General features: G+C 63.2%; 8 protein-coding genes and 1 pseudogene. 7 read left to right on the top strand and 2 right to left on the bottom strand.

The genetic code is table 11. The annotated features are described in order from the left end of the window. The first annotated feature begins 18 nt into the window (after window positions 1–18). From brxD to AB0J64_RS16745, 3 genes are all read left to right on the top strand, one after another. Window positions 19–1,347 (top strand): BREX system ATP-binding protein BrxD, encoded by a 1,329-nt coding sequence (brxD, locus tag AB0J64_RS16755; protein WP_364027210.1) that lies wholly within the window; start codon window positions 19–21, stop codon window positions 1,345–1,347. Beyond that, window positions 1,347–3,545: a DEAD/DEAH box helicase gene (locus tag AB0J64_RS16750; RefSeq protein WP_364027207.1), complete on the top strand. Its 2,199-nt coding sequence runs from the start codon at window positions 1,347–1,349 to the stop codon at window positions 3,543–3,545. Before brxD ends, AB0J64_RS16750 begins: the two co-directional genes overlap by 1 nt. Window positions 3,546–3,653: 108 nt before the next feature. Beyond that, window positions 3,654–4,079 carry a winged helix-turn-helix domain-containing protein gene (locus AB0J64_RS16745; protein WP_364027204.1) on the top strand — a complete coding sequence of 142 codons (426 nt, stop codon included), beginning with the start codon at window positions 3,654–3,656 and terminating at the stop codon, window positions 4,077–4,079. A gap of 86 nt (window positions 4,080–4,165) precedes the next feature. On the opposite strand, the pseudogene AB0J64_RS16740 reads toward AB0J64_RS16745, so the two are convergent. Both AB0J64_RS16740 and AB0J64_RS16735 read right to left on the bottom strand, forming a co-directional pair. After that, window positions 4,166–4,360: pseudogene (locus AB0J64_RS16740) on the bottom strand (ISAzo13 family transposase); the annotation flags it as partial. A gap of 135 nt (window positions 4,361–4,495) precedes the next feature. After that, on the bottom strand, window positions 4,496–6,217 hold the full coding sequence (locus AB0J64_RS16735) for a DNA/RNA helicase domain-containing protein (RefSeq protein ID WP_364027202.1): 1,722 nt from the start codon (window positions 6,215–6,217) through the stop codon (window positions 4,496–4,498). Between the two features lie 682 nt (window positions 6,218–6,899). On the opposite strand from AB0J64_RS16735, the gene AB0J64_RS16730 reads away from it, so the two are divergent. The 4 genes from AB0J64_RS16730 to AB0J64_RS16715 are packed head-to-tail and all read left to right on the top strand — an operon-like array spanning window position 6,900 to window position 13,703. Then, window positions 6,900–8,816, top strand: a complete 1,917-nt coding sequence (locus AB0J64_RS16730; RefSeq protein WP_364027199.1) for a DUF2075 domain-containing protein — start codon at window positions 6,900–6,902, stop codon at window positions 8,814–8,816. Between the two features lie 45 nt (window positions 8,817–8,861). Next, a complete protein-coding gene (locus tag AB0J64_RS16725; RefSeq protein ID WP_364027197.1) occupies window positions 8,862–10,859 on the top strand; it encodes a DUF2075 domain-containing protein in 1,998 nt (665 codons plus the stop codon). Continuing rightward, on the top strand, window positions 10,795–12,243 hold the full coding sequence (locus AB0J64_RS16720) for a restriction endonuclease subunit S (protein WP_364027194.1): 1,449 nt from the start codon (window positions 10,795–10,797) through the stop codon (window positions 12,241–12,243). The genes AB0J64_RS16725 and AB0J64_RS16720 overlap by 65 nt, the downstream gene beginning before the upstream one ends. Further along, window positions 12,243–13,703 (top strand): class I SAM-dependent DNA methyltransferase, encoded by a 1,461-nt coding sequence (locus AB0J64_RS16715; protein WP_364027191.1) that lies wholly within the window; start codon window positions 12,243–12,245, stop codon window positions 13,701–13,703. Before AB0J64_RS16720 ends, AB0J64_RS16715 begins: the two co-directional genes overlap by 1 nt. The last annotated feature ends 15 nt before the right edge of the window (window positions 13,704–13,718 follow it).

The following is a 13,718-nucleotide window of genomic DNA, read 5'->3' as shown; positions in this document are numbered from 1 at the left end:
GATGGGAGACTGGCAGGCGTGAACACCGCTCGGCCGTCCCCTTCCGCTCAGGTCAGTACGGTGCGTCGCCGTGCCGTAATCGACGCGCTGCGGCGCGGTGCCGTACCCGAGAGCGGGCTCGATCTGCTCGCCACCGGCCTCGAGAGGTTCGAATCGGCACTGGACGCCGAACTGGACGGGGTCGCTTCCGGCGGGTCGGTGTTCAAGGCTGTGCGGGGAGAGTACGGAACCGGTAAGACGTTCTTCGCCCGGTGGCTTGGGGAGCGGGCAAAACGCCGGAACTTCGCCGTTTCGGAGATCCAGATATCGGAGGCCGAGACGCCCCTGCACCGGCTGGAGACTGTCTACCGGCGGCTGACGGAACGACTCACCACTGCCAGTTTTCCACCAAGCGCACTGCGGTCGGTGGTGGATGCGTGGTTTTACGCGCTGGAGGAGGACGCCCTCGCCGATGGAGCGGACGAGGGCGACCTAACCGCGGAGGTGGAGAAGCTTCTGGTCGCCCGGCTCACTGAGGTGTCGCGGCATGCGCCGTCGTTCGCCGCGGCGCTGCGCGGTTACCGGGCCGCGCTCGCGGCACGCGATGAAGCGACCGCCGCCGCGGTGCTGGCTTGGCTCGGCGGGCAACCACATGTCGCCGCCGCCGCACGCCGGTTCGCGGGCGTGCGCGGCGACCTCGACCATTTCGGGGCACTCGGCTTCCTGCAGGGGCTCCTGACGGTGCTGCGCGACTCCGGACATCCCGGGCTCCTCGTCGTGCTGGACGAGGTTGAGACCCTACAGCGGGTGCGGGCCGACGCACGTGATAAGGCACTCAACGCGCTGCGGCAGCTTATCGACGAGGTGCATTCAGGCCGCTTCCCCGGGCTGTATCTGCTGATCACCGGTACTCCAGCGTTCTACGACGGGCAACAGGGAGTGCAGCGCCTAGCGCCGTTGGCCCAACGACTGGCGACCGACTTCACCACCGATCCCCGTTTCGACAACCCGCGCGCAGTCCAACTCCGGCTTCCCGGCTTCACCTCAGACTCGCTGGTAGACCTAGGAGTGACGGTCCGCGATCTCTACGCCGCCGGAGCCGATGCTCCCGAAAGGATCAAGGAGTTCGTAACCGACGCGTACATCGCCGACCTGGCGCAGGCGGTCGGCGGGGCGCTGGGCGGCAAGGTCGGTGTGGCTCCTCGGCTGTTCCTGAAAAAGCTCGTCGGCGACGTGCTTGATCGCGTCGATCAGTTCGAGGACTTCGATCCTCGGCGGCACTACAAGCTGACCGTGCGGAGCGACGAGCTCACCGACACCGAACGAAATCTCGCCGCCTCAGCCGACGACGTCGATCTGGACCTGTGATGACGTCCGGCGGCGAGCCTGGTGATTGGCTGGACCGTCTTCACCCAGTCGTTCTGCACCACATCGTGAACACTCTCGGGTGGCCCGATCTACGCTCGCTGCAGCAAGCAGCAATCGCACCCCTCATGGATGGCGAGGACGCCATCCTGCTAGCCCCAACCGCGGGAGGCAAAACCGAGGCAGCCTGTTTCCCGCTGCTGTCAGCAATGGAGCAGCGGCGCTGGACCGGCACATCGGTGCTCTATCTGTGCCCGCTCAAGGCGCTGCTCAACAACCTCCTGCCGCGCATCGACTCCTACGCTCAGTGGCTCGGGCGCCGTGCCGCGCTCTGGCATGGCGACATCCGGGAGTCACAGCGGCGGCGAATCCGCACCGATCCACCCGACATCCTGCTCACCACGCCCGAGTCGCTCGAAGCGATGCTGATCGGCGTGAAGACCGACCACGGAGAACTGCTGGGCCGCGTCCAGGCAGTGGTCGTCGATGAGGTGCACGCCTTCGCCGGCGACGATCGCGGCTGGCACCTGCTGGCCGTGCTGGAACGGCTGGAGCGTGTGACCAGCCATCCCGTTCAGCGGATCGGCTTGTCGGCGACCGTGGGGAATCCGAAGCGGCTGCTCGAATGGCTACAAGGGGCCGACGCTGGCAAGCGGACCGGCCAGGTGGTGGCGCCTGATCTTCCGAGTTCGATCGCGACCAGCTCCGAGACTTCTCTCCTAGACGGCTCCCGCACGATGGGTCTCCACCCAGCGGGTGACGTCGAACTCGACTATGTCGGCTCGCTGGACAACGCCGCGAAACTGATCGCCGCACTGCACCGAGGCGAGAAGCGGTTGGTGTTCTGCGACTCGCGGCGGCAAGTAGAGCAGTTGGGCGCGGCCCTGCGCGCCCGCGAGGTGAATGTCTTCCTGTCCCATGCCTCACTCTCCGCAGAGGAGCGTGCCCGTTCGGAGCGAGCCTTCGCGGAGGCCCGCGACTGCGTCATCGTCTCTACTTCAACGCTCGAACTCGGTATCGACGTCGGTGACCTGGACCGAGTAATCCAGATTGATGCGCCCAGCACCGTTGCATCCTTCCTGCAGCGCATCGGTCGCACTGGCCGGCGGGCTGGCACTGTGCGCAACTGCCTGTTCCTCGCGACGAGGAAAGAGTCGCTGCTCCAGGCCGCCGGACTGCTCCTCTTGTGGGGGCGAGGCTGGGTCGAACCGGTGACCGCGCCGCCGGAACCGCGGCATCTGGTGGCGCAACAACTGCTCGCCGTCACCCTCCAACAGCACCGCATCGGCAACCGGGTGTGGCAGAGGGAGTGGAACGGCCTGGTCCCCTTCGACCGCTCAGCGGCTCCGATCGTACGGCACATGGTCGAGAAAGGGTTCCTTGACGAGGACGACGGGATGCTGTTCATCGGGCCCGAGGCCGAAAAGCGCTTCGGACGGCGCAATTTCATCGAGTTGACCGCCTCCTTCACCGCACCACCGCAGTTCACCGTGCTGACCGGACGCCAGGAGATCGGGCAGACCGACCCCTCGGTACTCACGGAGGAGAGAACGGGACCTCGCCTGCTGCTGCTCGGCGGCCGGAGCTGGCGGGTGACCTTCATTGACTGGGCTCGCAGGCGGGCCTTCGTCGAGCCTGCCGACCGCGGCGGTGTCGCTAAATGGACGAGCGGCGGCATCGCTGGTCTGTCCTACCCGCTTACGCGGGCCATGCGGGAGGTCCTGCTCGGCACGGATCCTACGGTCTCCCTGACCCGGCGAGCTCAGGCAAGACTCACTGAATGGCGGGAGGAGGAGGCGCCCAGCATCGTGCATCCGGCAGGGAATCTGATCAGCCGGGCAGGTGACGACGTGCGATGGTGGACCTGGGCCGGGTACCGCGCCAACGCGACGCTCGCCGCCACGCTGCCGTCGATCGCCGACCCGGTGCAGCGGCCGACGGACTTCTCCGTACGGCTGCGCGAGGACTTGACACCTGAGATGTGGCGAGAGGCTCGTAGCAGCGTAGGCAACGGGGAGATCCTGGTATTGCCGGACGTCGACCGCCGTGCGGTCAGTGGCCTGAAGTTCTCCGCAGTGCTACCGGAACGGCTGGCGATGGCGACAATGGCAGCTCGGATGGCCGATCTCGATGGAGCCCGCGCCGTACTGACCGAGCCGGTCCGCCTGCAGCTTCGGTATCCCACTGACGGTGTCGGCTGAGTAGGCGTGAGGTCGAGGTCTGTAACAGGCTTGCCGTTCGGAACCAACCCTGTCACCTATTGCGAGTTCACCTACCCAACTCTTATATAGGACATTAGAGTCCTGGGTATGTTAAGAGAGATTCCCAAATACGAGCAGATCGCGAACGATCTACGGCAGCGCATCACGTCTGGTGAGCTGTCGCCCGGAGCGCGATTGCCGTCCATCAGCGACCTCGAGCAGTCCTACGGCGTCTCCATGGGGACGGTCGAGCGTGCCCTGGCAATCCTCAGAAGCCAGAAGCTGATCCGTACGCATCAGGGCATCGGTTCGATCGTTCAAGGTGGTGAGCGGAAGGAGGAAACCGTGGTCAGTCTCTCCGGCGGAAGGCAACTCATCATCACCGCCCTCGACACGGGGACCATTCAGATCCGCATCAACCAGGCCCCCTACGTGCTGAGCAATGTCAGCCTCAAGGGTGGCAAGGACGACAGTGTGCTCATCGAGCTCTCACCCGGTAACCAGGGAAGTTCGGCGTACACCGGACGTTCATGACAATCCGCCGGGTGGTCTGGCCAAATGGCTAGGCCACCAGGCAACTCGTTCGGCCACTTGGCATCGGCCAACGCCTCCAGCACCGGGCGACGCCTCCGTCCCAGCGGCTGAGCAACGGCGTCCAGCTCATCAACGCCCCTCGACACCGTTGCCTCCCGCACGCCCGCGGCCTGGGCCGCCGCCCGGATTTCGCCATGGCTCAGCGCGCGAACCTACGCGCCGAGCCGGCGTTGCCGCTCCTCCAGATGCGGCAAGATCGCCTCAAGCTTCGCCGTCAGCATCTCCACAGTCTCTGCCGACACGCTCATACCAGACCATCGACCGCGGAGCCGGAATGCTACGAGTTATTTCCCCGCAGGTCCTTAGCGTCATCAGTACGCACACTGGTTCGAAAGTCCTGTCGTTGAGGATGACGCTTAAATTCTTGCCGCACGCAGCAAGCCGACGAGGCAATCCCGCAGCTCAGGGTTCACTGCGTAGATCACTGTTCCTCGCATTCCTCGTGTAAGTAGGACCTTGTACACATTACGCACGAGTTGATCGAAGTCGCCATCGGGAACGGTTTTCCGGCTTCTGAATGCGGGATCCTTATTCTCGCTGCGGACGGTGGTCAGCTGTCCGTCGCGAACGGTCAGGTCAGGACCCAGGATGACGCCGTTCCAGCCGTACTCGAACCCTTGGGCGGTGTAGACGCAGCCGACCTGCCCGAATCCGTTCGGCTCGCTGGCCCACAGCATGCTGGGTGGGTAGTCGCCGACGGCGCGGTCCTTCTTGACGTTCCAGGGCCGCGCCCAGTCGCCGATGACGACGTCGTTGACGAGGGTGTCGTCGGGGCGTGGGTCGCTCCAGGGCCAGCAGTAGCCGGCGGTCATGCGAGCGGTGCCGGGCTTGGTGCTCAGGAACGCCTCAAGCTTTTGTGGTGAGTCGGCGAGCCGTACCTCGAAGTCCTCGTCCCCGTCCCACTCCATCGGCCCGCCATCGGCGAGGCCGAGCAGGCGGAGGACCCACTGCTCGTACTTGCGGCTGCCGCCGCAGCGGAACTGCTCGTCGAGCGAGACGAAGCGCACGTCGTAGCCCTTGGCGCGGGCGTACTGTTCGATGCCGGCTACGGTGCCGAGCTCGCCGGGCCGCACTACCTGGTGTTGGTCGAGGAGGAAGACCGGAACACGTGCCACGGACAGTAGCTCGTCGAGTTGGCTGCGTCCCGTTCGCTTGGCCGCCGGGGTGAAGCGGTTGGTGGAGGTCTCGCGGATGCGGTGCGCTTCGTCGCAGATCAGTACGTCCATGCCGTTCTGCTCGGCGTCGGTGAAGCTGTTGAAGTACTTGAAGAGGTTCTTGATGCGGGTGCTGCCGCGTCCGGGGTAGCGGCGCATGGTCTGGGTGAAGGACTGCGAGCCGGTGGCGTGCAGCGCCGATCGGCCCTGCCTGAACAGCTCGCCGAGGAGCGACAGGGCGATGACGCTCTTGCCGCTGCCGGGGCCGCCGGTGACGATGACGACCTGCTTGAAGTCCGCCCGCCGGGCTCTGTCGACGGCTCCCATGACCAGCTCGTACGCGACCTGCTGCTCGTCCAGCAACGTGAACTGCTCGCGCTCGCGAATCTCCTTCGAGGCGTAGGCCATGAGTTGCTTGCTGGGCGCGACGGCGCTGGACAGGAGCCGGTCCGCGGCGTCGGCGCCCGGCTTGTCGGACAGCCGCTCGCTCAGGTAGCGGAGGAACTCGCCGCGCCGCTGCTTGGTGAACAGGCGGCTGCGCTCGTCGCGTACCTGCTCCACCAGACCGTCGATGTCCAGGTCCATCGCGTTGTGCAGGTACGCGGCTCCGTACACGACGTGAGGCTTGCCGCTGAGCACGCCGAGGAAGTCGCACATGTACTCGCAGTACCGGCGCACCTGCTCGGCCGGATGGAGTGTCTCGCCACCGCCCATGCCGTCGACGATGACCAGATGCTCGCCCGTCTCGGATGGTTCGGCGCGGCTCCACTGCTTGAGCTCGACCACGACGTACGAGTCCTCGCCGGTCCGCGGATGCACGCCGGCGAGCACCACGTCGGCTCGCCTGCTGGTCAGCGGGAGCTTGTACTCCACGAGCATCTCGACCCTGTGCAGTCCGGCGTCGGCCAGGTCGCGAGCGAGCACGGGCAGGCTGCGCTGCCAAGACCTGACCTCAGACGGAGAGGAACGGCGCCCTGTTGCTGCCCGCACATGGTCGGCGATGGCTTCCCCCAGAGCGGACCCGTCTGGAGAAGCAAGAAGGTTGTCTACAGACAGCCGCAGAGCCGTCACAGATCGTCCCCCAGGCGGCACGATGGATGGGTGTGATGCGGGTCTATCGGCTACGGCTGGAGCCGTCGGACCGCGAAAGCCCACCGGGCCACATCACATGGTCGTCCAGAGAGTAGCGGGGTAAGTGACACGTGGACACATTCACCGCCTGGCGGAATCGCGATCGGTGGAACTCGCACGGGCTTCAGCCCTGCTTGGCGCATGCCTGTGGGATGACGTACGTCTCAAATATCCCTGCAGCGAGGCGCTATCACGCTAGATAAAGGCGGTCATGGAAGTTCAGCCGAGGTGCATGGAGGGGGCGAGAAGAGGTCCCGGGCACGCCGGCTCAAGCAAGAGCGTGATCTTCATCCGCGCCGGCCAGCCGATGGCGGCACTACCGACGGACAGGCTCATAGGGTTGAGGTCCCTGAAGGTCCTCGTCCGTCTGATGGGATTGTCAGTGATCGCCGCTACAGTACGAGGTCGCACCACCCTTCGTCCCCATCCACGCCTGCCGGCACCGTGCCGGTCGTCGTTGCGAAGGAGCGCTTACATGGCGTTGCAGTGCCTCTACCGGGGGAGTGCCAGCGACCTTGCCGCCGCTATCGCGGGCGGCGGCTTCGCCGAGCGTTTGGCCGACCGCTTCAATGAGGTCTTCTGGGAGATGCCGGACCCTCGCGAGGTCGAGTCCTGGGCGAACAGCATCCCAACGGTCGTCGGACTGCTCGTCGATGCGGGGCTTGACGATGTCCAGGTGTTGCTCGAACTCAAGGCGCCCATCACGGACATACGGATGGACATGGTCCTGGTCGGCTCCTACCCGGAGACAGACCTCATGTCGGTCGTGGTGGTCGAGAACAAACAGTGGCGCTGGATCCAACCCGACGGTGAGATGGTGCGGCTCAGCAAGAACGGAGCCCCGCACCTGCACCCGGCCAATCAGACGTGGGGCTACCTGCAGGTGTTGCGCGGCTATGTCTCCATGCTGGTGGACGAGAAGATCTGCGGCATCGTCAACCTGCATAACGCACCCGCTCATCTCGTACACGCCGCGCGGCCGGTGGCGCGGAAGCAGGAAGAGACGCAGGAGCCGGAGAACCCGGTGCCGCGCTGGGTGGCGATGTACGGCGCCGGCGAGCACAGGCAGGAGTTTCGGGACACGCTGCTGCGGAGGCTGTCCGGGGAGCGCGCTGCTGAGCATGCCGACACCCTTTTGCAGGCGCCGGTTCGGCTCGCCGAAGGTCTGATGACCCGGGTCGCCGCGTGTGTGCGCGGGCGCCAGGTCTTCCCCCTTCTGGACGAGCAGCGCGAGGCCTACGACTACGTCCGGCACTTGGTGGCCAAGAGCAAGCAGAGCGGCGGCAAGGAGATCGTCGCCATCGTCGGCGGCCCTGGCACCGGCAAGAGCGTGATTGCCCTCGAGCTGCTGGGCACGCTCTGCCGGCAGAAAGTGCACGCCGTGCATGCCACCGGCAGCCGGTCCTTCACCCGCACCCTGTGGAAGTACGCGGGCCTGCCCAGCAAGGAACGCGGCGCCTTCACCTACTTCAACACCTTCACCGACGCCACTCCCGATGACATCGAGGTGCTGATCGCGGACGAGGCACACCGCATCCGCGAGACCTCGCGCGACCGCACGGACGAGAACGACATGCGTGAGCCGCCACCCCAGATCGACGAGCTGATCCACGCCGCACGCGTACCGGTCTTCCTGCTCGACGATCATCAGATCGTGCGCCGCGGTGAGGTCGGTTCGCTCGACCTCATCCGCGCCAAGGCAAGGGAACTGGGGTACGGCTTGCGCGAGATCACCCTGCGGCACCAGTTCCGCAGTGGCGGCTCACCAGAGTACGTCGACTGGGTGGATCGGCTCCTCATGCTTGCGCCGCCGCAAGGCCGGCCCGTCTGGCGGCCACTGGACGACTTCAGCCTGTACGTCGCCCCCACTCCGCTGGCGATGGAGAAATATCTGAAAGCGCGAGCGGCGGAGGAGCGCAAGGTCCGCATCGCCGCAGGCTTCTGCTGGAAGTGGAACAAACCGAATGACGATGGCACCTTGCCGGACGACGTGACCATCGACGAGTGGCGGCGGCCATGGAACTCCAAGGCGGAGGAGTACCTGGGCGACATCCCGCCGTCGCCGCTCTGGGCTACCGACCCGGCTGGAGTAAATCAGGTCGGCTGCGTCTACAGCGCACAAGGATTCGAGTACGACTACGCCGGCGTCATCATCGGCAAGGACCTGGTGTGGCGGAACGAGTGGCAGACGGAGCGCCGCCACAACAAAGACCGCGACCAAATCAATGCTGAGGACTTCTCCACCGTGGTCCGCAACACGTACCGTGTGCTGGCCACCCGCGGCATGCGTGGCGCCGTTCTATACGCCCATGATGAGGCCACCAACCAGCTGCTGATCGACCTGGGAGTCCCACTCCTCGACCAGCACGGTGTGCCGGTCACGTCCACGTAGCAAGCGAAGAGCTACCCCGCAGCTCACCTCTCAGCCAGGAGCACAATGAGAGCCCGCTATCTATTGGCCGCCTCCGCAGCTCACCTCCGCCAGCGCCTCATCGAGGATCAAGAGGGGCTGGTAGGTGAACTGGTCGCACGGGCGGCGCAGGTCTACAACACCGCCGTCGGCACCTCCGAGAAGGAGACGTGGCGCAGCAGTGTCCGCCACGTCGTCAACCTGCTCGTGGGAGCGAATCTGGGCGACGTCATGGTCATCCTGGAGATGAACAACCTGTCCAGCGACGGCCGCATCGACATGGTGCTGGTGGGATCTCAGCCCGGCACACGCGACCTTTCGGTCGTGCTGGTGGAGAACAAACGGTGGTCGTGGGCGCGCATGAGCCGCGAGCCCGGAGAAGTGATCCATCCGGGCAGTCCGGCGGGCGATCTGCACCCCGTCAAGCAGGTCTGGGCGTACGGCGAATCACTGCTGCAGCACATGTCGCACCTACACTCGGCTCGCATGCACTACGTGGTCAACCTGCACGTTGCCAAGCGCGAAGACGTGGCAGGCATCCTGCCACCAGCCGCGCCGCTGCCCGCCGAATGCGACGGCAGCGTGCACATTTTCGCCGGAGACGAGCGCGACAAGTTCGCCACGTTCCTCACCGGCTCCATCTCGAGTGATCACGCGGTGGAGCATCTACGCGACATCGACGAGGCGCGGGTTCGTCCCAACGAAGACCTGATGCGCGCGGTCGACCAAGCCGTGCGCGAACGCCCCATCTTCGTCCTGCTGGACCAACAGCAACTGGCCGTCGAACGTGTGATCCGAGCCGTCCGGCGGGCAGGCTCGGCCAGCAACAAAGAGGTCTTCATCATCAAAGGCGGCCCGGGTACGGGCAAAAGCGTGCTCGCCCTGGAGCTCCTGGGCCGGCTGAACCGCCTCGGCTTCGCCGCCAAACACGCATCAGGGAGCTCCGCCTTCGCGGGCGCGTTGCGCGAGCACCTCAGCGGTACCCGCAAAGGGGCCGAGAAAGTGTTCACCTACTTCAACCAGCACGGCTGGCGGACCGAGAACGACCTCGACGCCCTGGTCATCGATGAGGGGCACCGGCTTCGCCCGACGTCGAGCAACCATAGGACCAGGGCGGAAGACCGGACGGGCGTACCACAGGCGTGCGAGTTGATCACTGCGGCTCGTGTCCCGGTCTTTCTCCTCGACCCCTACCAGGTGATCCGTGCTGACGAGGTCGGAACGGTGGAGACGATTCGTCAGGCTGCCGACGATTGCGGTGTCGCGCCCGGTAATGTCCATGAGATCGTCTTGGACAGCCAGTTCCGGCACAGCCGCTGCCCGGAATACGTCGACTGGGTTGAGCGGCTGTTCGGCTATCACGGTGGTGCCCCTGGTCCATGGACTCCCCGCGATGAATATGACGTCTTCCTCGCTGCTTCCCCACAAGAGATGGAGAAGTATCTCCGCCTGCGGATGGCGCAGGACGCGACGGCCCGAATCGTTGCCGGCTTCTGGTGGCCGTGGGCCAAGGCCACCGATCGCAAGGGGGACCTGGAGCTGGATATCCGCATCGGGGAGTGGCATCGGGCATGGAACGCGCACAAGAAGTACGTGCGTAAGCGGATCCCCGGTCCCGAAACATGGGCTACCGATCCGGCCGGTTTCGAGCAAGTGGGTTGCATTTACACAGCCCAGAGCTTCGAGTGGGACTACGTCGGTCTAATCATGGGCGAGGACTACGTCTGGCGCGAGGGCCAATGGGCCGCGGTCAAGAACAAGGACCACGCGATGCGCGGTGTTCATGGCGAGCGGCTACACGAAGTGGTGCGCAACACCTACCGAACTCTCGCGACCCGCGGAGCGCGCGGAGCCGTCCTGTTCTCGGCTGACGAGCAGACACAGCTCATGCTGACCAACGCCGGCATCCCGCTTCTGGTGGACGAACTCGACCGACTCAGCTCCAGCGCAGTTGGGCGCGATGCGCTCGCAGCGCCGCATGTTCAGTTCCGCCTGCCGAAACCGACCTCCGACCAACTGTTTTGAGAAGGGCTCAGATTTGAACTCGGTCCACCGTCCCTATCCGTGCCTGCCTCCTGGTTGGGCCGCAACGACGATTGGTGAGATTGCCGAGACCTGTTTGGGTATAAAGTCTGACTACGGAAACGTACATGACAGATGTACGATCCCTTCCATAGGGCGAGATAATGTACGTTGGGGACGGGTCGAAATAGATGACGTTGCGACGATAGAAATTCCTCTAGGAAAACGTGAACTTTTTCGTCTCAAGCCGAATGATCTGCTGATTTGCAAGACTGGCGATATTGGCCGCTGCGGGATCTGGCCAAACTCCGCTGGCTACATTGCTCACAGAGATGACCTGCATCGAGTCCGACCATACAATGGAATAGATGTCAGATACCTTCGCTACTTCATGGAGCACATGAGCCTCTCGGGAGAGCTTGAGATTTACGCCACTGGCGGTCGCGTCAGATACCTGACGCAAAAACAGCTGCGAAGCCTCCGTCTACAACTGCCACCGTACCCCGAGCAACGCCGCATCGCTGCAGCTCTTGAGGATCACGTGGCCCATCTAGATGCTGGGGCCGCGGCAATGGCGCGTGTTTCGGAGCGGGTGGAGCTGCTGGCCAAGCGAATCTTGTTGGAGGCGGTGCCCATGCCGACGCCGTCACATTGGGATTCGGTGACAGTTGCTGAAGCTGGACAGGTCGACGTCGGACGAGCACGGCACCCAAGCCGACATAATGGTCCAGATATGCGCCCCTACCTACGAGTGGCTAACGTATACGAAGATCACATCGACACTTCTGATCTCATGGAGATGAATTTCCCGCCGCTGGACTTCGAGCGCTACCGTCTCGAAGATAAAGATATCCTTCTCAATGAGGGGCAGAGCCCAGAGTATCTTGGCCGCCCCGCTATGTACCGGGGTATCCCTGCGGAAGTGGCTTTCACCAACAGCCTCCTGCGGTTCCGTGCCAAGCCCGGAGTCTTACCGGAGTGGGCGCTCTTGGTGTTCCGTCGGCATCTGCATGCGGGGCGCTTTCGCTGCGAGGCCCGTGGGACAACAACACTCACTCATCTGACTGCAACCCGACTGAACAGAGTCGATTTTCCTCGTCCGCCTCTTGCTGAACAGGAACTGATCGTCGCCGATGTCAAGAAGAAACTTGACGCCATCCAACGTCTTGCGCCCACGATCGTGGCTGCAAAGAAGCGGGCAGCAGAACTGCGGGGATCGCTGTTGGCCGAGGCGTTTGCTGGCCGCTTGGTGAGCCAAGAGCTGGCAGATGAGCCCATATCCGTCGTGCTGGAGCGGATCCGAGCTGAACGAGCATTGCGCCAACGCGTTGGTCGGACACGCCGGGGAAGAGTTAGCCAGACATTCCAGAAAGAGGCATTGTTTTGATGCGTTCGACGGCGTCCGAGCTGGCGGAAAAATTGTGGGAGTCTTTCGGCGCGCTCCGAAACGACGGTGTATCCGCACTCGAGTACCTAGACCAGCTTACATATTTGATGTTTCTCAAGCGTGGGTACGAACTGGCCAATGATGAACTTGTTCCGGACCTGGCGCTGCAACCGTTGAGTGATGCTTGGCAATCTCTGCTGGCAGCGGATGGCCAGGAGCTAAAAGAAGCCTATGATCAAATCCTCCGAGCATTCGCTTCGCGGGAGGACTATTTTGGAGGCATTTTCCGTAGCGCGTATAATTCTATTCAAGATCCAGATAAACTGAAGAAGTTGATTGTTGATGTGGTTGGCCTGAATTCGGGGCAGAGCGGGAGCGTAGCGCCTGTAGGGAAAGTTTATGAAAGCCTGCTCGCTAGGGCTGTAGACGATGACCGGTCTGGACTTGGACAGTACTACACTCCGCAAGTAGTAGTTCAAGCACTGGTTGCCTGTGTCCAGCCTGGCCCGGAGGATACGATTTACGACCCTGCCTGCGGAACGGGCAGCCTTCTGCTGGCTGCACGCAACTATGTTTTGCGGCACCATAGCAAAGACATGACCGCTGGACAGCGCACCCGATTGGATAGCAGCCAGATCTTCGGGACGGAATTGGTCCCGGGTGCATCTCTTCTGGCAAAGATGAATTTGATCCTGCACGGAGTGGACAGCGAGAACATTGATTGGCTCATCGAGGATCGTGATTCGCTGCATAAGATTCTGAGCCTAAACCCGAGTATTATCTTGGCCAATCCGCCCTTCGGGCGCAGGCCCCGCACGAATTTCAGCCCAGGCTTCTGGGTTCTTAGTCGGAATAAAGAGCTCAATTTCTTGCAGTACATCGCGTCGACACTCAGAACTCCTGGAAAGGCGGCTGTCATCGTATCAGATAGCCTATTGTTTGCGGGAGGTGCGGCGGCGCATGAAGTGCGTCGTAAGATGCTCACGGATTTTAATGTCCACACACTACTGCGATTGCCGTCTGGCATCTTTCACTCGACGGCTGTAAAAGCCAATGTGCTTTTCTTTGATAAGAAAGAAAAGCGACTCGATGCGCCGCAGACTTCTGTGCTTTGGGTATATGACTTTCGTACGGATAAGCACTTCAGCTATACGCGAAGAAATCTTGCCCCCGAAGACCTGGATGACTTCGTCACCTGCTACCGGCCGGGTAAATCGTTTGCTAGCCGTGTCGAGACCGAACGTTTCAAGTCCTTCTCTTATGAGGAATTGATGGATCGTGATCAGGTGAATCTCGACATCACCTGGATGAAGGATTCGAGTTGGAAGGAGGGCAACAACGCCTCTGCCTCTGATCTGATCGCGCGGGCGATTGTTGAAGATCTCACCGTCGCTCGTGATGAGTTTTCTGCCATCGCGGATCTGCTCGAGCAAAGCAGGGCCCGTCGGTCTCAGGAATGAACTCCATGGCCGAAA

Source organism: Nonomuraea sp. NPDC049695, from assembly GCF_040674955.1.
GTDB classification, from domain to species: domain Bacteria; phylum Actinomycetota; class Actinomycetes; order Streptosporangiales; family Streptosporangiaceae; genus Nonomuraea; species Nonomuraea helvata.
The sequence above is the reverse complement of the archived record's forward strand: the minus strand, read 5'-3'. Positions and strand labels throughout refer to the sequence as shown.